The sequence below is a fragment of the Prosthecobacter sp. GW821-HT29F12 genome, from assembly GCF_058803405.1.
In genome coordinates this window covers 6,437,875-6,460,556 of sequence record NZ_CM179517.1, presented here as the reverse complement: position 1 = coordinate 6,460,556, position 22,682 = coordinate 6,437,875, and the positions used below count along the sequence as shown (strand labels likewise).

Genomic DNA, 22,682 nt, shown 5'->3' with positions numbered 1-22,682 from the left:
GGAATGGGCAAACCACCCGCCCAACTCACTTGGTCAGGGCCTTGCTGATCTCCTCAGCGACCTGCTGGGCCAGATATTCGCTGCCTGCGGGGGTGTAATGCACATCGCGCGGATTCTGCATCGTGGCGAGCTGGGGAGTGATGTGGGCGTTCAGGTCATCGACGGCGACGCCGTTTTCGGACATCACTTTGGCGGCGATGTCATTGTACTCCTTCACTTGCCCGAATTTGCGTGGTGGATTGAGCTCTCCTTCCGGGATGGGCGTGGTCGTGGCCCAGATGAGCTTGGCACCGGTTTTTTTCAGGGTGGCGACGAGGCTGCGCAGATTGGCCTCGTAATCAGCGGGTTCGACTTGGCGCTTGCCGTCCGGCATGTATTTGAGGTCGTGGATGCCCCAGTTGAAGTGAATCACGTCCCATTTGCTGGTACCGAGCCATTTGGCGATGTTGGCGACGCCGTTTTTGGTCGGACCGCCGTTCGTGGGGATGCGGTGGACGTTGGCCTTGCCCTCCAGCAATTTCCGCACGGGCAGCGTGTAGCCGATGGAAATGGAATCGCCGATCAGCAAAACGCGCGGCAGGCCCGCGACATCCTGGATCGGGTCCATGGCCGGATTCGGGGTGCGTTTGGCCTTGGCGGCTGGCGCTGGCTGCTGAGCGGTGGCGCTCAGCAGGACGAAGAGGAATGCGAAGGAAGGAAGGAGGCGGTTCATGGAACCTCCCTTCACTGCCGAAAAGGCGGAATCTTTCAGACGATCTCCACGCTGACCTGGGCGCTGGTGTCCATCTCACCGATGATTTTGGCGTTTTTGCCGCAGGTGAGGGCTTTGTCGGCATCTGCCGATGAGACAATGGCGACCCAGCCGAGGCCCATGTTGAAGGTGTCGATGGCGTCTTTTTGGTCCGCGTGGCGCAGGACTTTTTGCACTACATCGTTCTGCCAGAATGGAATACGGAGATTTGCACCCAGGCCGCGCTTGAGGAACATGCGACCAAGGTTTTCCGGCAGACCACCACCGGTGATATGGGCCATGGCCTTCGGCCGGATGCCTGCGGCTTTGATAGCAGCCGTCTGCTCATGATAGAGAAGCGTAGGAAGCAGCAGAGTACACATCTCGTCCTCGCTGAACTGGATGTTCTCCTTTTCGATGATGCGGCGGACGAGGCTGAAGCCGTTCGCGTGGAAACCAGCGCTGGGCCAGCCGATGAGCACGTCACCGGCAGCGATGGTGCCAGGATCGAGCAAATCTTCCTTTTCGCAGGCGCCAATGGCGAAGCCGCTCAGCTCGACCATGCCCTCGGGCACCATGCCGGGCATCTCGGCCGTCTCGCCTCCGGCGAGAATGCAATTGCAAGCCTCCAGGTATTCGGTCATGCCAGCGATAATCCGGGTGATCTGCGTCTTCTGAATCTTCGGGATTCCCACGTAATCGAGGAACATGATGGGATCAGCCCCGGTCGTGAGCACGTCGTTCACATTCATAGCCACGAGGTCTTTGCCGGCGGCTTCGAGCTGATCGTGCTTGAGCAGCAGCTCGATCTTCGTGCCGACCCCGTCACAGCCTGTGAGAATCATCGGATGCTTGTAGCCGCTGAGGTCGTAGGCGGCGGCAAACAGACCAAAAGGATTTGCCAGCTTCCGCTTCTGCTGGGTGCGCTTCACCAGCACGCCGATGTCATCGACCAGCGATGCTGCTTCGTGAATATCGACGCCTGCTTGTTTGTACGTGTGTGCGGAGGGGCTGCTCATGGAAAATGGATGGCCGGTTGCCTAGCCCGAAAGCGGGGGCGGCTCAAACGGAAACTCACCATTGAGGCTCCGCAGGCAGTTTCCCCCCTCCCCCCCTCGGCAGCGATTTGCCGGGACAAAGCAAGGTAAGCGGTCTCGCGACGTAGGTTCTTCAGCCTTCGGCCCTCCCATATATGAAAACCACTGCCACTCCCTCACCGAGCATTCCGCAGGCTTTCAGCCCAGTGAGCGGCGATTTGCTGCGCATCGGCTCGACCCGTCGCGGCTTTTTGCAGACCGGGCTTGCGGGACTGGCCGGTATTTCAGTCCCCTCCCTGTTCCAGCAGCAGGCCTTCGCCGCAGCGGCAGGACAGGCCACGCGAAAGACGAATGTGGTGCTTTTTTGGCTCTCGGGCGGTCCGAGCCACATCGACATGTGGGACCCCAAACCCGATGCGCCGAGCGAGATTCGTGGCCCTTTCGGCCACATCCCGACCAAAGTACCGGGCATCCACGTGTGCGAACATCTGCCACTGACCGCGAAGATCATGGACCGGCTCACGTTGGTTCGTTCGGTTGATTGCAGCGCCAGCGATCACACCCCCATCACCATGCAGGCCTGCAATCCGCTGGCACGGCGCACGAACGATGGTCGTGATGGCGGCGGCTATCCTTCCATGGGTTCCATCGCCGCGAAGTTTCGGGGTGCCAATGCCCCGGGAATTCCTGGATATGTGGCGCTCGCAGATTCACTGCCCGCCGACATCTGGGGCGCGGGCCATATGGGCAATGCCTTCAATCCTGTCAGCGGCAAGGATTTGTCCGGCCGCCTCAAGCTCGTCGACGGTCTAAGCATCGAGAGGCTCGGCAGCCGTCGTGATCTGGCGGAGCAGATGGACCAGTGGAAACGTGGCATCGGCACGAATGAATCCATCGCCTCGGCGGATCATTTCACGCAGCAGGCTTATGAGGTGCTCATGACCGGCAGTGCGCAGCGTGCGCTCAATTTGGATGAAGAATCATCCGCCATGCGGGACAAATACGGTCGCGACAGTCTTGGTGAGAAAGCCTTGCTGGCACGCCGACTCATTGAGGCGGGCTCCACCTTTGTGACCGTCAGCGGTGCCTGGGGTTACTTTGATCATCATGGTGATGAAGTGAAGTGGGGCGGCATCAAAAAAGGTCTCACCCCGCTGCTGCCCAGCGTGGACCGCACCTTGCACGCCATCGTCACCGATCTTGAAGACCGTGGGCTGCTGGACAGCACGTTGATTTTGATGATGGGCGAGTTTGGCCGCAGTCCCGTGATCAATAAAAATGCTGGTCGCGATCACTGGCCGCGCGTGATGTCCATGGTCATGGCCGGCGGCGGTTTGCGCCATGGTCAGGTCATCGGCAGTACCGACAAGCATGGCGGAGAGATCGAGACCCGCCGAGTCGCACCGGGAGATCTCGCGGCCACGGTGTTTCATCATCTCGGCATCGAACAGAACACGAACTGGATCGACCCTCAGGGCCGCCCGCGGCCCATCGTGCACGAAGGAGGCAAGGTGATGGCCGAGCTGGTGTAGAGCTACTGAATTCCGATGCCGGAGGGCGAACGGGTCTCGATAGCGCTGACCATCTGGCGGATGTGGGGTTTGATCCCTACGCGCGGTTTCATGATCGCAAGACTCTGGTCAAAGGAGCCCCACTTGAGCACCTTGATGTTTACATTACGGGCCCCCCATTGGTTCATTGAAGCCTTGGAGGGGCGGTAGAGATCGATGGTCTTGGTACCAACGAGAGCGGAGCCGTAATCATCCACTTGATAGACATAGGGCTCGCCCTCGATCTTAAATTCCGTCCCGACCGGGTAAACGGACCAGTCGGCAGCGGCGCTGCGCACAGCGCCAAACTTGAGGGTGTTGCCGACGGCGCTCTTGGCACCATAGACAATGTGGTCGCTTTCACTTTGGGTGTAAGCGGTCGTCTTGACATTGCTGAGGGTGCTGCCGGAACGCAGACTCACCACCTTTCGAGGCGCAACTTTGGACACACTTTGGCAGGAAGCACAACCCGCGCACAGCGCGGCCAGCAGGAATAAACGGAGGTTAGTCATTATGGGATGGGCGCGTCTCTTTGCGTGCCCGGGGGTGAAGACTGAGACAGGCATCGGGGCCCCATGTTCGATCTTTTCGCCCCCACCATCACGCGCCACATACCGCTTAGAGCGTCAACGCTTCCCATAGACATCATAATAATGCCTATCGTAAGCGGGCTGGCCCTACGAAGAAATCAAGCCGGCGTGCCGTTTGAGGTTCATGAGGTCGTTTTTGCTCTTCGTGTTGTTTTTTCATGTCAGCCGCTCTTTCGCGGAAGAATACGACCTCGTACTCAACAGTGGCCGTTTGATTGACCCGGCGACAAATCTGGACGCTGTTCGTCACATTGGCGTTCGTGAGGGCAAGATCGCCGCGATCTCTGAAACACCGCTTGCCGGTAAAGAAACGCTGAATGTGAAGGGTCATGTCGTCGCGCCTGGTTTCATCGACCTCCATGCCCATGGGCAGACCACGAGTGATATGCAGATCAAAGCTTGTGATGGCGTCACCACAGCGCTCGATCTGGAAGCGGGAGTGTATCCGGTGGCGGCGTGGTATCGTTCGATGGAAGGCACGGCACCACTGAACTACGGAGCCACGGTGGGCCACATCGCCACACGCTTTGCCGCATTTCATCCTGGACTGGAGATCGGACACTGGGCGGTCAACCGTGCCAAGGTGGCGGGACTCGGCGCGAAGCCTGATGGAGCAAACAAGGGGGCGACGGACAAGGAATTGAAACTCATGGGCGATGCGATAAACCGTGGACTCGATGAGGGCGCGCTGGGCATTGGCTTTGGCATCAACTACACGCCTGCCGCCACACCGGACGAGATCGAGGCCATGTTTCGCATCGCAGCCAAGCGCAAGGTGCCCGCGTTTGTGCATATGCGCGCCTTTGGCATCGCCGCGATCCAGGAAGCGATCAGCGCCGCAAAAACGACCGGCGCGGCGTTGCACATCGTACATGTTGGCAGCAGCGCCATTGGCGACATGAGGGAAGTTTTGAAACTTATCGATGCCAGCAAGGCCGCAGGCATGGACATCAGCACCGAAGTGTACCCCTACACCGCCGCATCCACCGTGCTGGAGTCGGCGATGTTCAATCCCGGCTGGCAGGACAATCTCAAGATCGACTACGGCGATCTCGCCTGGGCCGCGACAGGTGAACGGCTCACGCAGGAAAGTTTCGAGCGCTACCGCAAGCAAGGCGGCTGGGTGATCATCTACATGATGAAGGATGAAAATGTGGAGATGGCCATCGTACACCCCGGGGTGATGATCGCGAGCGACGGTGTTCCCTTCATTGAAGGCAAAGGCCATCCTCGCGGCGCGGGAACCTTCGCTCGCGTGCTGGGCCATTACTCGCGCGAGAAAAAGCTGCTGCCGCTGATGGAAGCACTCGCCAAGATGACGATCCTGCCCGCCCGGCGTCTGGAAGGATATGTTCCCATGATGAAGGGAAAAGGCCGCATCGCTCTGGGTGCCGACGCGGACATCACCGTCTTCGATCCGGCGACCGTAATCGACCGTGCCACCTTTGAGGAGCCAACGGCACCTTCCGCCGGTATTCCCTATGTCATCGTGAACGGTATTCCCGTCGTGCGTGATGGCAAACTCGTGAAAGAAGCCCGTCCTGGACGCGCTGTAAGGATCACTCCATGAAACACATTTTTCTTAGCTTAATCCTTGGCACTGCCTTGCTCGCAGAGGACGCCCCACAGTGGCGCGATCTCTTCAACGGCAAGGATCTCACCGGCTGGGTGGATGTGAACACGAGCCCTGAAACCTGGGGCGTCAAAGACGGCATGCTCGTTTGCAAAGGCAAGCCCATCGGTGTGATGCGCAGTGAGAAGCAGTATGAGAACTTCGTCCTGCACATCGAATGGATGCACATGGAGGCGGGAGGAAATTCCGGTGTGTTTGTGTGGAGTGAAGGAACGGCAGCGCCGGGCAAAGAACTCCCGAAAGGCATGGAAGTACAAATGCTCGAACTCGAATGGCCGAAGCTGCATCCAGGCAAAGATGGGCTGCCGAATCATCCCGGCTATGTCTCAGGCGAACTCTTTGGCGCGAATGGTCTCGAAGGCATCCCGGACAATCCGCGTGGCAAAAGAAGCATGGCCTGGGAGATGCGCTGCAAGGGAAAGGGCGAGTGGAACACCTATGATGTTGTTTGTGTGGACGGCACGGTGAAGCTCTCGATCAACGGCAAGTTCGTGAATGGCATCAGCCAATCGACAGTACGCAAAGGCTACCTCTGTCTTGAGTCCGAAGGTGCGGAGATCCATTTTCGCAACATCCGCATTCTGGAGCTGCCCGGCGGCCGGGTAACGCCGGAGCAAACGGCACCGGTCGTGGAAAAGTAGTCACTTCGTCTGCTTCATCAATTCCTCGACCTTTGTCGTGATCCGCTCCTCCACGGTCTCGGTGTATGGCGCACGATGGCCGTATTCAAACATGCCGGTCACGCCTTCATAGCCGCCTTCTTTGAGCACACGCAGGCTGGGCACATAGCTCGTGAGATCATTGTTGTAACCGCAGACCCAGGTGCTGTTCCAGCCGTAGGCGGCTTTGAACTTGAGCGAGTAGTCCACCACCGTCTCACCGGTCAGTGCGATGAACTGAAAGTCTGTGCCAATGCGCCAGACTTGTACTGGATACTTCACACGATCCGGCGGCGAACCGAGTGTCTCGTATTGGCGAACGAAGTGCTCGAACTCGCGTTTCGGCATGCCGGTGAGGTTGGGGAGGCGTTGCTTGAGTTCTTCGAGCGGAATGCCTGGCTGCAGCGACAGCTCCGTCTCGCCCATCGCTGCATGAATCGGCCCGTTGAGTGGCGGCATCTTGGTGGCAATCACCTGACGCACCGCCTCTGCCAGAACTTTGCCATACATGCTCGCGAGTTCGGTCGCTTCGACATCCCGGCCGCGAATGCGTGGGAGCGGATTCGCATCGCCACCGCAGTTTTGCACAAACATCGCCACGGAGCCTGGGAACGACTTTTCCAACTCAAGCTGCGCGAAGCCTGCGTAGTCGCCATTGATGCTGAGGCCGCCGAGTGCGGTGGTGTGGCAGGAATAGCCGAAGACGATGGCCTTGAGATCATTGCCAGCCTTCACGGTGATGACTGGCACATCCTGATCCACCTGCCCACCGAGGGCGCGGCTCTCGGGGCCGCGTGAGCGCCGCCGATTGACCGCCACTCCGGCCAAACCTTGCTCAAAGGCCAGTTCAGCGGGCGCGAGGTTTGCGATAGCTTTCCCGATCACTTCCTCATACTTGGCGTAAACCATCGCCGTGTAGCGATCCTTCACCGCCGCTTCCTCCGGCGTGAATTCATAATACAGCCACAGCACATCCGCCGTCACCGGGCAGGAGTGATTGTGCGAGGTGTTCAGGATCAGCCGCTCTCTCGGAATGCCATGCTTTTCCAGAGCCGCCTTCGCGATGATGGCGACCATTGTGTCGCTCAGGCCTACGAGATCCGCCGTCACCAGCACCGACGTCGCGCCTGAGTCATCCTTGAGCGCGAGCGCCTTTAACCAGATGGGATGCTCCACTCGCTGGGACATGCGAGTCTTGCCGCCATAACCCGCAAGGGGCACCGGTTCCGTGGGAGTGATGTCTGCTTTAGCCGCTCCCGCCAGCCATGCGGCAGAGGTTGTCAGAGGCAGCAGCAAAAGCGTGAGACAAAAAAGTTTCATGGGCATTTCATACGTGATCCGTGCACCGATATTAGCCACCTTCATCGACTGCCCATCACAATCATTCACCTCTCCAAGCTGTCTTTTGACAACGTAACGCCCCCGTCCCACGCTAAATGCATGCTCATTCCATACTTCTGGGCCGAAGCGCGCCTGCAAAATAAACTGCCTGAGCGCCAGATCACCGTGCGGCGATGGGGCTGGTCTGACATCAGCCAGGCGGATGCTCAAGCGCTGGCCGACCAGCGTGCACAGGAGGCGATGAATCGAATCCAATCGGGTGAACCACTCCGCCGCCGGGAACCCAAAGCGGCCTATGACTGCGCTGATGGGGTGCCCATTCGTGAAGAAGTGGTGTCGCGGCATGGAAACACGGTGATCACGCGCAACAGCTATGGCTCGCTGTGTTTGAATGCTCCGAATGTGTTCTTTGCCGATGTGGATGCCGAGTGGCATCCGTCATTGCAGATGAGCATGCGGGGATGCCTGCTGATGGCTGCCACCGGTGTGGCTGCGGGCGTTTTGTTAAAATCGGCGCTGACCGGATTTGTACTGGTCATAGGCCTGCCATGGCTGACGTCGTGGATCATCGACAGGATCAATGCGAAGCGTCGTTCTGCTGCGGAGGCGGGAGAAAAGGAGCGGGCTCTGGGCGTCATCCGCGCCTTTTCAGCCGCACATCCGCTCTGGCACCTGCGCGTGTATGAGACGCCCGTCGGTTACCGGCTGCTGGCCATGCATGAGGTGTTTGAACCTGCAGAAGAGTCTTGCCAGAAAGCATTTGAAGAACTGAACACGGACAAGGTTTTCATGCGGCTCTGCGCCGTTCAGGGCTGCTTCCGTGCGCGGGTCAGTCCGAAATCCTGGCGCATGAAATACCGGCCACCGCTTAGCCTGCCCAAATCCAAATGGCCGTTTCCTGCGGAGCATGTTTCGCTGCGGCAGCGATGGATCGCAGCGTATGAGGAGCATGCGCCCCGATATGCGTCATGCCGGTTCATCGAGACTCTCGGCAGCAGGGTCACGCATCCTGAAGCAGAAGCGGTGCGTGAAGTGCATGATGAGTACTGCCAGGCGCATTCGAATCTGCCGCTGGCCTGAACCTGCTATTTGAGCTCCGCTGCCATCTCCATCAATGCATCCATCATTTTCACGGAGGCCTGAGGTTCCAGATTGTTCGTGCCGGGCCAGGTTTCGTAGCCGCCGAGTTCAAAGTGGCGTGGGGTGGGCATGTAGCCGTAGTAGCCGTTTGCCAGCTCGACCATGAAGGATTTGGCAAAGGGACTGCGCTTGCGGAATTCGACACCGGTTTCAGCGAAGGTTTCCGTCGGCGTGGTGCCGATGCAGATGTCGCCGATACGGAGGATCTGCACGGGGGACTTGGTGGCAGGGCTGGCCTGTGCGAGGCGCTGAATGCGCCCGGCATAGGCGAGAGGCAGATCGGCCTTGCCCTGGATGCGGGGAGTTTTGGCCTCAGTTTCTTTGGCCCAGGCGATGAGTTCCGGATCAATCTTGCGCCAAGCGACGTCGAGCTCACGATAGCGTGCGGCGAGAGGTGCGCTGTTCTGCCAGGTCACGTTTGCCAGGGCCGTGTTTACTTTTGCCGCGACGTCCTTTGCGACATAGCGCATCTGCTCATAGGGCTTTTTGCGCGGCTGCGGGCTGCGGAAGTTGATGTTGTTCGCGTCACCGCTGGTGCCGTTGGCCATCATCGCGACAAAGGGTGGATCATCGGAGCCCCCGGATTGCAGACGCTTCAGGGCTTCGCAATACATGCCGTAATAATCAGCGGAGATGTCCGCGCCATTCACGCCGCCAACATAATGCAGGGAATATGCCGAATAGACCGAGATGAGCCGCCCGCCGGGCTCGCGCAGGGCGATGAATGAAACAATGGGATCGGGCTCGCCAGCAGGCTCGACGAGTGCGGGATTGCCAGCTCCGGGGTTCATCTTCACCTTGTCGATTTTGCCGAAGGGATTGGGAGGCATTTTGCCCTCTTGAAGGAACCAGCGGCGGATATGCACATGCTCCGGCACCGCCACTGTGCCAAAGGCGATCTCCGCCGGACGCAGCAGATAGAGCGCACGCCGCACTCCGTCTGCGATGCGGCGGACAACAAATTTTTGGTAGTCCGTGAGTTCCAGATCGGAAAAATAACCCCGAACCGGACCACCCAGGGCATTCACCGCCGAATGGGTGTGCGTGCCGGAGATTACCACATTGGCCGCAGGGATGCCTGTTTCTTTTTCAATCAACTCCCGTGCAGCCACACAAACGCTGCGGTGGAGTCCTAGCAGATCACAGACGACGAGGGCGAGCTTTGTTTTACCGTCATCAAGCACGAGACAGCGTGCGTGCAGTTCATCGTGAATGTTGGTGCAGGGGAAGGGCAAAAAGCCGCCCACGACCTCGCCGCCGAGATCCGGCGTGATGTTGCTGGTGGCGGCACCTGCCATCAAAGGAGCCTTAGGGGCATCCGCAGCGTGAAGGGAGGCAACAGTAAAGAGAGCGAGGAAAAACGAGCGCATGAATCCTATACAGCGCTGAAGAGGCGGTTTTGTCACGGCTTCCAATCCACCGGCAGACTGAGCGACCACACTTCGTTCGAAAGCGGGCGCGCGTGCCCGCCTGCGAGCCAGAGCTTGTCCTGAAACACGAACACCGAGTGCTCATGCCGTGACTTCCAGCAGGTCTTCGTTTCCAAACGCTGCCAGTGCTTGCCATCGGCGCTGTGCCAGACATCGCCAAAATTATCTTTTTCCTTCGACCAGCCGCCGAGCACCCACATGCGCCCACGATAAACAGTCGCGCTGAACCACAGCCGTGGTGCCCAGGGTGCGGATTCGGTTTCGCAGGTCCAGTTCACTCCATCGCTCGATGACCACACGTCATTCTTCGCGTGGTAGCCCGGCACGTAGTTGCCGCCGCCGAGCACGTAGATTTTGTCATTCAGCACCACCGCCTGGTGATACGCACGCGGTGACCACGCCGCTTTTGCAGTCTCCAGCCTCCACTCTTTGCCATCATCTGACGACCAGACATCGTCCTTCAGGCTCGCATCATCGCCAAAGTAGTAGTTCTCCGTGCCGCCGAGCATCCACATGCGGCCGCGATGCTCCACCAGACCCGCAGCAAGTCGCGGAGTCCAACCTGCAAGCGCCGTGGCTTGATCCCACGTCACGCCATCAGTAGATGACCACACTTCATGGCTCGCCGAATGACCCGGCAGACGGCCTTTGTGCCACCCTCCCATGATCCACATGCGGTCATGAAAGGTGAGGCTCATCGCGAGATCACTGTGCAGCCACGGAGCATTCGGTGTTATCAACTTCCATGCTTTGCCATCGCTGGAGGCCCAGACATCCCGAGGCGGTTCCTCGAACGATTGAAACCAGCCGCCGCCGATCCAAAGCTGATCCTTGAACACCCACTCCGCCTGCGAATCACGTGCCTGCCAGGCTGCCTTAGATTCAAGCACCCAGTCGATCTCGGCAGCAGAAATTTTCAGGCTGATGAACCCGATCAGGAAAAGCATGAACGGTCGCATAATTCAGATCTCCGACTCCTTTGGCAGCAGGAAGGGCGCACGATACTCACGACCGAGCAACGCATTGGCCGGTTCGTTTTCGAGGAAGGATTCCTTGCCGCCATCCACGCGAAGATGCTGACCAAGGGTGAGTTTTGTCTTGTCCAGATCGACACCCGCATCGCTGAGATAATGGCGGGTGCGCTCCAGCGTCTCCTGCACGTCGTCATGAACCTTGATTTCGCCGAGGCTTTTAGCGATATCGTTCACCGAAGTCTGGGAGCCGAGCCGATACGAGATATTGGCGATGTGGCAGAGCGCGCTGCTTTGATGGCCCTCCTCGATCTCCGCTTTCAGATCGCCCTGCCTGCGGCTGCGCACGGCATTGAGGAAATTGGCGAAATGGTTCTCGGATTTGCCCTCGAAGGCGCGGATGAGATTACCCTTCGGATCATAGAGATTCGTGTCGGCGATGATGCCTTCGCTGCCGTAGAAGAACCACATGGATTTGATCGTCGGATGAAACGGCGCTGATTTAAGACCTCGCGTTTCAGAGATGATGGTCTTGTCGCCAAAGTCAAAGATGCCCACCTGCGAGTTCGGTGTCTCGGCGACATCAGTGTAACCGAGACGGCCACCGTAGCTCAACACGCTGCGGCCAAGACCGGTCACACCCAGGCCCCAGCGGCAGATGTCGAGCGAGTGGACGTTGTTGTTGCCGATCTCGCCGCTGCCGGTGTTCCAGAACCAGTGCCAGTCGTAGTGGAACTTGGGCCGGTTGAGTTTCGGCATCGCCGCTGGTCCGGCCCAGAGATTGTAGTCGCAGCGTGGCGGCATGGCGCATTCGGCCGGCCCACCGATGGAACCACGCCCACCGTAGATGATGCTTTTCGCCAGCTTTACCTCGCCAAGTTTACCCTCGCGCATGTATTTGACCGCCTCGGCCAAAGCACCCCGTGAACGATTCTGAGTCCCACCCTGACAGATGCGGCCCAGCTTTCGCGCCACCTGCACCATGCGCCTGCCTTCGATGACGTTATGGCTCACCGGCTTTTCCACATACACATCTTTGCCCGCCTGCATCGCCCAGATTGCAGAAAGTGAATGCCAGTGATTCGGCGACGCGATGAACACCACATCCACCGACTTGTCCTCCAGCACCTTTCGCAAGTCCTGCACCTTCTTCGGCATCGGCCGTTTCAATTCGACGAGCAATGCGCCCACTTCATCCGCGCGATCAAGGTCCGGGTCACATACATAAGCGACATCGCAGTCCGCGAGTCGCGCCAGCTCCCGCGCATGCGCCTTGCCACGAATGCCGCAGCCGATGATCGCAGCGGTGATTTTTTCATTGGCGCTGACCGGCTTGGTCTCAGCAGCAAACAAGGGCGCTGGCAGGCTGACTGCGGTGGCAGCCATGAGGGAGTCTTCAAAGAAACGGCGGCGGGTGAGAGAACGCATGGTGGGAAATTCATACGAGTCAAAAAGCGCCGGGCTTGCCGTTTTATCCAAATGAGCTGGCGCCTTCAAGAGTGCAGAAGCGTGCTGCTCCGCAGAGAAGAGGTGATCGGCTGCGAGTTCTGGCTGTTGGAGGCGTATTCACCCGTCATGATTCGTTTCCTTGTCCTCATCACCTTCGTTTGGATATTGAATGCCTCCGCTGAGGACTGGCCGCAGTTCATGTTCAACTCGGCGCATTCTGGCAATGCGGCGGCTCGTGACATCGACGTGAAAAAGCTGCACCTGGAGGGAGCGTTGTCGATGAAGGACGGCATCTACACATCGCCGGCAGTTGCGGAGGGCAAGGTGTATGTCGTGGATGGGTCAGGTTACGCTGCGTGCTTCGATACCGCGACATTGAAGGAGGTTTGGCATTTTCAAAGCAAAGGGGGGAAGCAAAACGTGAACAACGTGAGTTCACCGGTCATCGTGGGCACGCACCTACACTTTGGCACCGCAGCTGGGATCTATTACGTGCTGGACTGCAGCACAGGCGCGGTGGTAAAGGAGATCGAATGCGGCGAGCCAATCTTTAGTACGCCGGTCATCGGCAAGGACCGTGTCTATTTTGCCACGCTCGGTGCGCAGGTCTATGCGATCACGAACGAGGGAGAGGTGAAGTGGAAATGGGACTTCGTGAAGGAGGTGGTCGGCTTCGACGGCAACCGCTGGAGCGGCGAGGAGTGGGCGAAGTTCTGCGAGAAGCGGATGCTGGCAACACTGAAGCCGGGAAGCAAGCCAACGTCCAGCGACGGGCGCGTCACCTGGAAAGATCACTTCGTCTGCTCGCGCGACATCTGCCTCATCAAAGGGAACACCGTCGTCATGCCTGCGGGTGGGCGCACCCTGTTCATCGAAGACACGGGTGATGCGCCGAAGCTGAAAGCCACGGGCGAGATTCCAGAGTGGTCCGGCAAGGAATTTCCCGCGACCTTTGGGCAGAGCGCGGATGATGACGGCAATGTGTATGTGCAGTGGCACCGCCGGGACAATGCGGGCCGTGTGGACATCATGCGGCTGGAGGGTGACACGCTGACCACCGGCGACTTCGTGCCAGGCACGGACACGAACATCCGCATGGACGGCCTGCTGAGCTTTGCGCCTGTGGCGATTCGCGGGAAGGACGTTTATCGGGTGCGTCCGGAAAGTGATCGGGGACTCATGCGACACCGGCTGGACGCCAAGGATGACAGGGGGGAAGTGCTGACGATGGGGGGATTTATCGCTCCGCCAGTGATCACCAAGAATCACGTCATCGTGGGTGATCTCAATGGATGGCTGCACATTGAACCCATTGCAGAGCATCTTGCGATTGCCAGTTCCACCCAAGCCTCTGCCGCACCGATCTCTGCACCGGTGGCGGTGGCCGACGGCCGGATCTATGTGCCCAGCGAGGACGGCCGGGTCTATGTCTATGGTCCCAAGGACGTCGAATATGGACGGCATGACCGGGACGACATTGCCAAAATACGCAGCCCGCTCACCGGCAAGCTGGCCGCCTCCGAGTACGACTGGTACACGAACTACGGCAACTTCGCGGGACAGAACTCGAACAACCAGGGCATCGCGCCGCCGCTGCGCATGCGCTGGGCGCGGCGCCTCGAAGGAACAGTGAAGCATCTGCCAGTGTGCGGCGGCGGACGAATTTACACGCACACCGCCGAGGGCCAGATCATCGCGTGCGAGCAGGACACGGGCCGGCTGCTGTGGCGGCGCTGGTGGCCGGATGTGTATCTGTCTTTCACGTCACCACTGTTCATCGACGGCAAGCTCCTGATCCCGCAGGCAGGCATTAAAAAATCCTTTGTGCGCTGTCTGGATGCCGCGACAGGGCAGATGCTCTGGGAGGCGCCATTCACGGGGTCACCGAGTTGGAGCCGTCAGTTTCCGCCGGTCGTCTCCGGGAAGATCGCGATCTATGCGAGCGGCACCGGCGACTACGCACCGCAAGGAAGCGAGAAGCCATGGACCTTTGGCGGAGCACCGGTCAAACCGGCCGATGGACGTGATGTGATGAGCTTCATCTATTCCAATGACAATCCATACTATCCCACGAACCACCACCCGCGAGTCTGGGCCTGGGATCTCGACACCGGCAAGGTGGTATGGGAGAAAGACTTTTCCGACCAAGGCCGCGGCGGCAACGACTGCGGCATCTGCATCCTCGACGGCAAGCTCTATTACTCCGTGTTCTTCGGCTATGACGCCGAGCAGCGTGCGCGCCGCGGACAGCCGGTGGGAAACAACGGCCTCACGGTGTGCATCGAGCCCAAGTCCGGCAAAATCCTCTGGCAGACCAACGACTATTACGTCACCGCCAAATGCACGCTGAGCGCACGCGATGGCAGGCTCTACATCGGCGGATACAACAAGGCGGACGCAGGCACCGAAGACCGTTTCGTCTGGTGCCTCGATGCCAATACCGGCAAACTCATCTGGAAATCCGATGCCGTGACTTCGGCGCTGAACGTGGTCAGCGTCGGCGAGAGATTCATCTTCTCCAATGCGCTGCGTGGCAAAGGCAACATCTTTGACCGCAACACCGGCAAGGTCACCTACAGCATCCTCACGAACTATGCGTGCTGCCGCTTCACCCTGAGCGAGCCGTATGTCCTTGGTGCGAACATGGACATGATCGACCTCTCGCAAGAGGGCAAGCTGGTCTCCACAGGACCCGCTATCGATTCGCGCGAGTGCCTCGGCGCGGTGGTGAGCAACGGCCGCATCTTTTACACCTCGCAGGCGAGCGGTTTTGTCGTGTCGCAGACTTATGGGCCGGAGTCGAAGGAACTGCCGCCTGCATGGGAGGTGCGGAGCACTGTCAAACCATGATGAGGATGCGTGAAACGTTCACTTTACCCAGCGAATGCACGATGGCATCGGCATCTCGACGGGAGTGCCGGTGGCTGTGATCTTCCCGCTTGTGGCATCAATCCGAAACACGACCACGCTGTTTCCCGGCATGTTTGCACAGAGGAGCCATCGGCCATCCGGGGTGATGAGCAGGTTCTGCGGCCCTTTGCCGAGACTGGGATCGATGGAGAGCAGCGTGAGTCTGCCATCGTCAGCAATGCGATAGGATGCGATGCTGTCGTGGCCGCGATTTGTGCCGTAGAGGAACTTCCCGTCGGGAGTGATTTTCAAGTCAGCGGTGTAGCTTTTGCCGGTGAATCCGGTGGGAAGCGTGGAGATGGTCTGGCGTTCGGTGAGCGTGCCGGATGCAGGGGTATAATCAAAACACGTCACGGTGTTTGCCAGTTCGTTGATCACATACACGTGGCTGCCATTCGGATGAAACGTGAGGTGACGCGGCCCCGAGCCGGGCTGCATCTTCGCAAAGGGCTGCGCCTTATTTGGCGTGAGCTTTGCCTGGGCCGCATCAAGTTGGTAAACCAAGATCTTGTCGATGCCCAGATCGGCAGCGAGTGCGAAGCGGTTGTCCGGACTGATGACGATGCTATGCGCATTGGGTCCCTTCTGGCGTTCGGGGTCGATGCTGGAGCCGCTGTGCTGCACAAATGTGGCTGCTTCTCCCAGCAGACCATCCTCTTTCACCGGCAGCGACGCCACACTTCCTGACGCGTAATTTGCCACCACCACGGTCTTGCCCGTGGCATCGACATCGAGGTAACACGAAGCCGTTCCGCGCGCAGACTGCTGATTCAGCTTCTTCAGCCGGCCGGTGCGACCTTCAAGAGCGTAGGCCGCCACAAATTCATCATCCGCCCCACCGAACTTGTCGGCATTGATCGCATAGAGGAAGCGTTGGTCGGGCGAAACCGCCAGGAAGAACGGATTCTGGATATCAGTGGTTCGATGTAATGGCTGCAAAGCGCCTGTCTTCGAGTCGAAGCGAAACGCATGAATGCCAGCTTTGTCCCCCGAGGCGAACGCGGAGATAAACACCACAGGTTCGGCCGCCGATAGCGTGACGGAGGCCATGCAGAGAGCAGCTAGAAGCGAGAACGTAAAATAGCGCATAATGGAATGATAAGCCTCACGCAAGAATGCCAGTCACCACATCACCATACACGTCTGTCAGACGGAAGTCGCGACCGGCATAGCGATAGGTGAGCTGTTCATGATCGAGGCCGAGCTGATGCAAAATGGTCGCATGCAGATCATGAACATGAACCTTCTTTTCGACGGCATTCATGCCGAGTTCATCGGACGCACCATAGGCGAGGCCGCCTTTGATGCCGCCACCGGCCAGCAAAGTGCTGAAGGCGGTGTGGTGATGATCGCGACCACGGCGCATGGGATCGATCTGCTTGTTTTTATCCTGCGTTTCCTGCGAGTAGGGCGTGCGGCCAAACTCACCGGTCCAGACGACGAGGGTATCCTCCAGCAGGCCGCGCTGCTTGAGATCGCTGATGAGTGCGGCGGAGGCGCGGTCGCTGTCGGCGCAGAGTTTGGGGTGATTCTTGTAGTGGTCGCTGTGCGTGTCCCAGGGCTGGTTGCTGCTGCTGGTGTAATAGACGCTGATGTAGCGCACGCCGGATTCGGCAAGACGACGCGCGAGCAGGCAGGAGCGGCCAAAGGGTGTGTCGCCATACATCTCGCGCATCTTCGCGGGCTCGCGGCTGATGTCGAAGGCATCGCTGGCGGCGCTCTGCATGCGGTAGGCGGTTTCCATGGCCTTGATCTGGCCTTCGAGCGCGTGGTCCTGCTCGCGCTTGGCGGCGTGCAGGTGATTGAGCTTTTGAATGAGATCGATCTGGCGCCGCTGCTGCGCAGGGGCGAGCACGGAGTTGCGCACGTTGGCGACGAGCTTGTCCACGCTCATGTCGGAGGTGATGACGCCGGTGGCCTGATACTCTGAAGGCAGGAATGAATTGCTCCACAGCGCGGGGCCCACCACGATGTTGGGCGTGGGCCGCAGCACCACGAAGCCGGGCAGGTTTTCATTTTCACTGCCCAGGCCATACAGCACCCAGGAGCCCATGGACGGGCGGATGGGCTGGAGGTTGCCGGTGTTCATCATGAGCAGCGCGGGCTCATGATTCGGTACATTGGTGTGCATGGAGCGGATGACGCAGCAATCGTCAATGATGCTGCCCAGCGCGGGCAGGCTTTCGCTGACTTCGATGCCGCTCTGCCCGCACTTGTGAAACTGCAGCGGGGATGACATGAAGCCGCTGGTCTTCGGCGCTTTGTAGAGCTTGCCGGAGGGCTGCTGGCCTTCGTATTTCTTCAGCGCCGGCTTCGGATCAAAGGTGTCGATGTGCGAGGGCGCACCGTTCATGAAGAGGAAGATGACCCGCTTGGCGCGCGGTGTGATCTGCTGTTTCACTGCGGCACCGGCCTGCGAACCCATCATGCCCGCAAGGCCGATGGCACCAAAGCCAGCCGAGAGACGATGGAGGGCTTCGCGCCGGGTGAGCTGCGCGGGGTTGGAATCAGTCCACATAGAGCATTTCATTGGTGGCGAGAAGCGCCTGCGCCAGCTGCTCCCAAGCATTGGGGCCGGCTTCAGTGGCGGGCTGCTGTAAAAACTCACGGGCGATGGCGAGTTCCTCCGCCTCGGGCTCGCGCGCAAACAGGAGTGTGTAGGCGTGGCGGATGCGGGCGGCATCATCGCCGCCGGTTTCCTGGATGCGCCGGGCCAGGTGTTTTGACTGCTCAATGATGAAGGGGCTGTTCATCACATAGAGCTTCTGGGTGGGCGTGGTGCTGGTGCTGCGGCGTGCGGCATGGACGTTCGCATCCGGGTAGTCGAAGAGCATGAGCGTCTTGTTCAACTCACGGCGGCTGACCTGGGAGTAGATCGTGCGCTTGTGGTGCGTGGGTGCGTCAAGATTCTGCGAGGTGCCCCCTTCCCGGCTGAGCGTGCCTGCGGTAGCCATGATGGCATCCCGCCAGGACTCAATGCCGAGCTGGCGGCGGTTCATGCGCCAGAGGTGATCGTTTGCTTCATCGAGCTGCGCATTCGCCGCGCTGCCGCTGCTGCCCTGGCGGTAGGTGGCGGACATGACGAGCTCGCGCATGAGGCGCTTCACGGACCAGCCGTTTTGCATGAAGCGCAGCGCGAGGTCATCGAGCAGTTCGGGATGCGTGGGCTTGTCTCCCGTAGTGCCAAAGTTGCTCGGAGTGCGCACCAGCGGTTTGCCGAAGAGCAGGTCCCAGACGCGGTTCACCATCACGCGGGCGGTGAGCGTGTTGGTGGGATCGGTGATCTGGCGGGCCAGCTCGGCACGGCCGCTGCCTTGCTGAAACTTCACCGGCTGATCTTTGCTGAGCACCTGCAGCCAGCCACGCGGGACATTGGGGCCGGGCGTCTTAACATCGCCGCGATCATAGACGGGCAGGTCATGCGGGTTCACATCGCGCACGATGTGCAGGGTGCCCGGGTCCATTTTATCGGCCAAAGTTTTGCCGTCTTCATCCTTGCCATCAGGGCGCAGGTTCACCAGCTGCATGGAGGCAAAGACGCCGGCCATGGCGTAGTAATCGCGTGCGGTGATGGGATCGAACTTGTGATCGTGGCAACGTGCGCAGGCCACGGTGAGGCCAAGGAAGGTCTGTGACACGGTGTCCACCTGCTCCGACCATTCCTCCGCCTGCACATCGAGCATGCCGCGGGCATACAGCTTGTGCCCGAGGCCGAGAAAGCCGAGCGCCGCGAGGTCCGCCTTGTTTTGCGGCTCGATCAAATCCACCGCGAGCTGCTTCTGTACGAAGGCATCGTAGGGCAGGTCGGCATTGAAGGCGGCGATGACCCAGTCGCGATAACGCCAGGCGTTCGGATAGGCGAAGGACGAATTGTTGCCCACCTGATGCGCCTGATCCTCGGCATAGCGGGCGAGGTTCAGCCACATGGCGGCCATGCGTTCGCCAAAGGCTCGGCGGCTGAGCAGACCATCCACAAGTCGTGCGTAGGCATCCGGGCGCGTGTCATTCACAAAGGCCTGCACTTCCTCCGGCGTGGGCGGCAGTCCGGTGAGATCAAACGTGGCGCGGCGGATCAGCGTGCGTGCATCGGCCTCGCGTGTGGGCGTGAGGTCTGCGGCCTCCATGCTGGCGAAAATGAAGTGATCCACGCGCTCGCGCGGCCAAGAGGTTTCCTTCACATTCGGGAGGGCCTGAGCCTTGGGCGGCACAAAGGACCAATGCTGGCGCGCTTTGTTCCAGTCAATCGGCGCAGGATCCGCTGCCTGCGTGGTGACGCAGAGCAGAAGCAGCGTGGCGATGGTTTGAAACGGGGCGTTTGGCACCCGGACATTACGCACTCAAAAGCCCTGTTTTACGCTCGATAATCGCAGTTAGGCAATCAGCCCCTTCACCACCTTGGCCGGATTCACGCCGGTTAGGCGGAAGTCGAGGCCCTGGAAGCGGTAGCTGAGCTTGTTGTGATTGAGGCCGAAAAGGTGGAGAATCGTGGCGTGGAAGTCGTGGATGGACACGGGATCACGCGCGACGCGCCAGGCAAAATCATCCGTCTCGCCATGGACTTGGCCGCCTTTAATGCCGCCCCCCGCCATCCACAGGCTGAAGGCATAGGGATGATGATCGCGGCCTGTGACCTTCTTGAAGCCTTTCCGATTTTCGCCCAACGCGGTGCGGCCAAATTCGCTGCCCCACACGACGAGCGTGGTATCGAGCAGGCCACGTTGTTTGAGGTCTTTGAGCAGTGCCGCGATGGGCTGATCCACCATCCCGCAATTGTGCGCGAGCTGGGGATCGAGGGCGCTGTGGTGGTCCCATGAGGCGTGGATGATGTTCACGAAGCGCACGCCGCGCTCCACCATCCGCCGTGCATTGAGGCAATGCCGCGAAAAGGTCTGGTAGTTGCCGATGCCGCCGAGGTTGCTCTTGATGGGAGGCTCGATGCGGTTCACACCATAGGCATCCAGCGTGGCCTGGGATTCACCGCTCAGGTCCACCAGCTCCGGTGCGGCGCTCTGCATGCGGAAGGCGAGCTCGTAACTGTTGATGCGCGCCGCTATCTCAGGGTCACCGATGTGCTGGTGCTGAAGACGGTTGAGGTCGTTCAGAGCGCGAATGCTTGCAGACTGCATCTCCGGCGAGATGCCTGCGGGATTGCCCAGATTCAAAACAGGCGAGGCACCATTGCGAAACATCACTCCGGAATACGAGGAAGGCAGGAAGCCGCTGGACCAGGTGGAACTGCCACCCGGCAGCCCGCGACCTTTGCTGACCATGACGACATAGGAGGGCAGCTCCTGCGACGGATTGCCGAGACCATAGGTCACCCACGAACCCACGCTCGGGCGCCCGAGGCGGGATTCTCCACAGTTCAGCATGAGCTGGCCCGGCAGATGATTGAACTGCGTGGTGTGCATGGAGCGCACCAGGGCGATGTCATCCGCGCAGGTGGCGATGTGCGGCAGCAGATCGCTGATTTCCATGCCGCACTGCCCGTGCTTTTTGAAGACACGGCTGGTGCCCATCACCGTGGCCGTGTCTTTTTGCAGGAAGGCAAACTTCGCATCCCCTATGATCGAATCGGGCAGCGGCTGGCCATCGTATTTGTTGAGCAGGGGCTTCGGATCAAAGAGATCCATCTGCGAGGGGCCGCCTTCGAGGAAGATGAAGATGCAGCGCTCCGCCTTCGGCGCAAAATGCGGACGGCGTGTGGCCTGAGGATCGGCCGGCATGTCCGCCTCCGCAGCGAGCAGTCCATCCTGTCGCAGCAATGAAGCCAGGGCGAGCGTCCCAAGGCCACAGGAACTAGTCGCCAGGAAATCGCGACGAGTTTGGGTGATGTACTCCTGCGGCGACATGAGGGTCAGGCCAGTTCCTTGATCGACTGGAATTCGTTATCGACGAGATAGTGCGGACGACCGGAGAAGTCAGACACCGTGCTTGTGTGCGGATTGATGCCCAGGTTGTTATACAGCGTGGCGAAGATCTCCTGGAAATGCACTGGGCGGTCCGTGGCTTCGCCGCCGAGGCGGTCCGTGGCGCCGATGACCCGGCCGTTCTGCATGCCGCCACCCGCGAGCAGTGCACAGGAAACATTGGGCCAGTGATCACGACCACCCTTGTCATTGACGCGCGGAGTGCGGCCAAATTCGCCCCAGGCGAGCACGGTCACATCCTTGTCCATGCCACGTTCATGCAAATCCTGTACGAGAGCGCTGATCGCCTGATCAAAGTCGGGCAAATTCTCCTGGGCGTTTTTAAAGTTCTGCCCATGCCAGTCCCAGAAGCTGTAACTGAGTGTCACCACGCGCACACCGGCTTCCACCAGCCGACGCGCCAGCAGGAACTGCTCATTGAGGCGCGGTGCGGCATCGCCCTGGATTTTTTCCGTACCTTTGCCATAGCGCTCGCGGACCTTGGGAGACTCTTTGGAAAGGTCGAGCGCATCGACAAGCTGCGAAGAAGTCAGAATGCCGTAGGCCTGCTGCCGGAAGACATCGATGCCCGCCATGGTGCCCGAGGCATCCGTCTCGCGGCGGAAGGTGTCGAAGGCGGAGAGCAGTCCGCGCCGATCACCCAAGCGTTCCAAGGTCACACCGTTGAGCGACATGTCCTCCTTGCCGCGCTCCAGCGGCATAAAGGGCGCATGGGCCACGCCGAGGAAACTCGGACGCCCTTGGTTGTACGGCGTGTGCTTCATCTGCTGTGAGAGATTTACGTAGCCAGGAACCGTGGGAGCCCCGCCTTTCAGCTTGGACACCACGCTGCCGATCTCCGGCCAGCCGCCAGGAGGTGCATTGTTACTGAGGCGACCTGTCACACACTGAAAGCTCTCATGCCGGTCCTTCGCACCCACGACGCTCCGAATGAAGGTGAGCTTGTCCGCCATCTTCGCCATGCGCGGCAAATGCTCGCTGATCTGGATGCCTGAAACATTGGTGCCGATGGGCTTGAATGGTCCGCGAACCTCCGAAGGTGCATTCACCTTGATGTCATACATGTCCTGATGTGGAGGTCCGCCAGGCAGATAGACAAGGATGAGCGCCTTCTGCGATTTGCCGACTCCTTGTGCCGACTCCGCACGCAGCAGTTCTGAAAAGCTCAGGCCTCCCAGACCGAGCCCGCCGATACGCAGAAACGAGCGTCTGGAAAGGCCGTCGCAGTAGCAGCTGGTGGGTTGTTTGGAGAAAAGAGTGAGCATGAGGTTTAAACGGCGGCCGGACGTAAGGTGTTGCGGTGGCGAGGTGA

Annotated in this window: 17 protein-coding genes; 5 read left to right on the top strand and 12 right to left on the bottom strand. The window is 59.7% G+C overall.

The window, feature by feature from the left end; all coding sequences use genetic code 11:
• Window positions 1–25: 25 nt before the first annotated feature.
• Window positions 26–712 (bottom strand): SGNH/GDSL hydrolase family protein, encoded by a 687-nt coding sequence (locus tag AC3RLQ_RS26650; RefSeq protein WP_493031713.1) that lies wholly within the window; start codon window positions 710–712, stop codon window positions 26–28.
• A gap of 35 nt (window positions 713–747) precedes the next feature.
• Window positions 748–1,749, bottom strand: a complete 1,002-nt coding sequence (gene purM, locus AC3RLQ_RS26645; protein ID WP_493031712.1) for a phosphoribosylformylglycinamidine cyclo-ligase — start codon at window positions 1,747–1,749, stop codon at window positions 748–750.
• 173 nt (window positions 1,750–1,922) lie between these two features.
• Here purM and AC3RLQ_RS26640 point away from each other — a divergent pair, with 173 nt between their 5' ends.
• A complete protein-coding gene (locus AC3RLQ_RS26640) occupies window positions 1,923–3,299 on the top strand; it encodes a DUF1501 domain-containing protein (RefSeq protein ID WP_493031711.1) in 1,377 nt (458 codons plus the stop codon).
• 2 nt (window positions 3,300–3,301) lie between these two features.
• On the opposite strand, the gene AC3RLQ_RS26635 is transcribed toward AC3RLQ_RS26640, so the two are convergent.
• On the bottom strand, window positions 3,302–3,739 hold the full coding sequence (locus AC3RLQ_RS26635; protein ID WP_493031710.1) for a 3D domain-containing protein: 438 nt from the start codon (window positions 3,737–3,739) through the stop codon (window positions 3,302–3,304).
• Between the two features lie 292 nt (window positions 3,740–4,031).
• Between AC3RLQ_RS26635 and AC3RLQ_RS26630 the strand changes: the two genes are divergently transcribed.
• Both AC3RLQ_RS26630 and AC3RLQ_RS26625 read left to right on the top strand, forming a co-directional pair.
• Window positions 4,032–5,477 (top strand): amidohydrolase family protein, encoded by a 1,446-nt coding sequence (locus tag AC3RLQ_RS26630; protein WP_493031709.1) that lies wholly within the window; start codon window positions 4,032–4,034, stop codon window positions 5,475–5,477.
• Window positions 5,474–6,181 carry a 3-keto-disaccharide hydrolase gene (locus AC3RLQ_RS26625; RefSeq protein WP_493031708.1) on the top strand — a complete coding sequence of 236 codons (708 nt, stop codon included), beginning with the start codon at window positions 5,474–5,476 and terminating at the stop codon, window positions 6,179–6,181. Before AC3RLQ_RS26630 ends, AC3RLQ_RS26625 begins: the two co-directional genes overlap by 4 nt.
• Here AC3RLQ_RS26625 and AC3RLQ_RS26620 read toward each other — a convergent pair whose 3' ends face one another.
• Entirely contained in the window at window positions 6,182–7,519 is a 1,338-nt protein-coding gene (locus AC3RLQ_RS26620; protein ID WP_493031707.1) for a neutral/alkaline non-lysosomal ceramidase N-terminal domain-containing protein, read from the bottom strand.
• A 120-nt stretch (window positions 7,520–7,639) separates the two neighbouring features.
• Between AC3RLQ_RS26620 and AC3RLQ_RS26615 the strand changes: the two genes are divergently transcribed.
• Complete coding sequence (locus AC3RLQ_RS26615; protein ID WP_493031706.1) at window positions 7,640–8,620, top strand: hypothetical protein; 981 nt, start codon at window positions 7,640–7,642, stop codon at window positions 8,618–8,620.
• A gap of 5 nt (window positions 8,621–8,625) precedes the next feature.
• Here the strand turns inward: AC3RLQ_RS26615 and AC3RLQ_RS26610 are convergent, their stop codons facing one another.
• Genes AC3RLQ_RS26610 through AC3RLQ_RS26600 form a run of 3 tightly spaced genes read right to left on the bottom strand, consistent with a single transcriptional unit; the run spans window position 8,626 to window position 12,509 of the window.
• Entirely contained in the window at window positions 8,626–10,050 is a 1,425-nt protein-coding gene (locus AC3RLQ_RS26610; protein ID WP_493031705.1) for a hypothetical protein, read from the bottom strand.
• Window positions 10,051–10,082: 32 nt separating this feature from the next.
• Window positions 10,083–11,057, bottom strand: a complete 975-nt coding sequence (locus tag AC3RLQ_RS26605; protein WP_493031704.1) for a Kelch repeat-containing protein — start codon at window positions 11,055–11,057, stop codon at window positions 10,083–10,085.
• A 15-nt stretch (window positions 11,058–11,072) separates the two neighbouring features.
• Window positions 11,073–12,509: a Gfo/Idh/MocA family protein gene (locus AC3RLQ_RS26600; protein ID WP_493031703.1), complete on the bottom strand. Its 1,437-nt coding sequence runs from the start codon at window positions 12,507–12,509 to the stop codon at window positions 11,073–11,075.
• Between the two features lie 81 nt (window positions 12,510–12,590).
• Between AC3RLQ_RS26600 and AC3RLQ_RS26595 the strand changes: the two genes are divergently transcribed.
• Window positions 12,591–15,380: an outer membrane protein assembly factor BamB family protein gene (locus AC3RLQ_RS26595; protein WP_493031702.1), complete on the top strand. Its 2,790-nt coding sequence runs from the start codon at window positions 12,591–12,593 to the stop codon at window positions 15,378–15,380.
• Between the two features lie 18 nt (window positions 15,381–15,398).
• On the opposite strand, the gene AC3RLQ_RS26590 is transcribed toward AC3RLQ_RS26595, so the two are convergent.
• The 5 genes from AC3RLQ_RS26590 to AC3RLQ_RS26570 are packed head-to-tail and all read right to left on the bottom strand — an operon-like array spanning window position 15,399 to window position 22,635.
• The gene (locus tag AC3RLQ_RS26590) at window positions 15,399–16,490 is read right to left on the bottom strand and encodes a lactonase family protein (protein ID WP_493031701.1); all 1,092 of its coding nucleotides are present in this window, start codon (window positions 16,488–16,490) and stop codon (window positions 15,399–15,401) included.
• Window positions 16,491–16,545: 55 nt separating this feature from the next.
• Window positions 16,546–17,958 (bottom strand): DUF1501 domain-containing protein, encoded by a 1,413-nt coding sequence (locus tag AC3RLQ_RS26585; RefSeq protein WP_493031700.1) that lies wholly within the window; start codon window positions 17,956–17,958, stop codon window positions 16,546–16,548.
• On the bottom strand, window positions 17,948–19,777 hold the full coding sequence (locus AC3RLQ_RS26580) for a DUF1549 and DUF1553 domain-containing protein (protein WP_493031699.1): 1,830 nt from the start codon (window positions 19,775–19,777) through the stop codon (window positions 17,948–17,950). The genes AC3RLQ_RS26585 and AC3RLQ_RS26580 overlap by 11 nt, the downstream gene beginning before the upstream one ends.
• Window positions 19,778–19,810: 33 nt before the next feature.
• The gene (locus AC3RLQ_RS26575) at window positions 19,811–21,292 is read right to left on the bottom strand and encodes a DUF1501 domain-containing protein (RefSeq protein WP_493031698.1); all 1,482 of its coding nucleotides are present in this window, start codon (window positions 21,290–21,292) and stop codon (window positions 19,811–19,813) included.
• Between the two features lie 5 nt (window positions 21,293–21,297).
• Window positions 21,298–22,635, bottom strand: coding sequence for a DUF1501 domain-containing protein (locus AC3RLQ_RS26570; RefSeq protein ID WP_493031697.1), 1,338 nt, complete (start codon window positions 22,633–22,635; stop codon window positions 21,298–21,300).
• Between the last annotated feature and the right edge of the window lie 47 nt (window positions 22,636–22,682).

Coding starts and splice junctions, on each gene's coding strand:
- AC3RLQ_RS26650 (WP_493031713.1), bottom strand. CDS start 712: ATGAACCGCCTCCTTCCTTCCTTCGCATTCCTCTTCGTCCTGCTGAGC.
- purM (WP_493031712.1), bottom strand. CDS start 1,749: ATGAGCAGCCCCTCCGCACACACGTACAAACAAGCAGGCGTCGATATT.
- AC3RLQ_RS26640 (WP_493031711.1), top strand. CDS start 1,923: ATGAAAACCACTGCCACTCCCTCACCGAGCATTCCGCAGGCTTTCAGC.
- AC3RLQ_RS26630 (WP_493031709.1), top strand. CDS start 4,032: ATGAGGTCGTTTTTGCTCTTCGTGTTGTTTTTTCATGTCAGCCGCTCT.
- AC3RLQ_RS26625 (WP_493031708.1), top strand. CDS start 5,474: ATGAAACACATTTTTCTTAGCTTAATCCTTGGCACTGCCTTGCTCGCA.
- AC3RLQ_RS26620 (WP_493031707.1), bottom strand. CDS start 7,519: ATGAAACTTTTTTGTCTCACGCTTTTGCTGCTGCCTCTGACAACCTCT.
- AC3RLQ_RS26615 (WP_493031706.1), top strand. CDS start 7,640: ATGCTCATTCCATACTTCTGGGCCGAAGCGCGCCTGCAAAATAAACTG.
- AC3RLQ_RS26610 (WP_493031705.1), bottom strand. CDS start 10,050: ATGCGCTCGTTTTTCCTCGCTCTCTTTACTGTTGCCTCCCTTCACGCT.
- AC3RLQ_RS26605 (WP_493031704.1), bottom strand. CDS start 11,057: ATGCTTTTCCTGATCGGGTTCATCAGCCTGAAAATTTCTGCTGCCGAG.
- AC3RLQ_RS26600 (WP_493031703.1), bottom strand. CDS start 12,509: ATGCGTTCTCTCACCCGCCGCCGTTTCTTTGAAGACTCCCTCATGGCT.
- AC3RLQ_RS26590 (WP_493031701.1), bottom strand. CDS start 16,490: ATGGCCTCCGTCACGCTATCGGCGGCCGAACCTGTGGTGTTTATCTCC.
- AC3RLQ_RS26585 (WP_493031700.1), bottom strand. CDS start 17,958: ATGTGGACTGATTCCAACCCCGCGCAGCTCACCCGGCGCGAAGCCCTC.
- AC3RLQ_RS26575 (WP_493031698.1), bottom strand. CDS start 21,292: ATGTCGCCGCAGGAGTACATCACCCAAACTCGTCGCGATTTCCTGGCG.
- AC3RLQ_RS26570 (WP_493031697.1), bottom strand. CDS start 22,635: ATGCTCACTCTTTTCTCCAAACAACCCACCAGCTGCTACTGCGACGGC.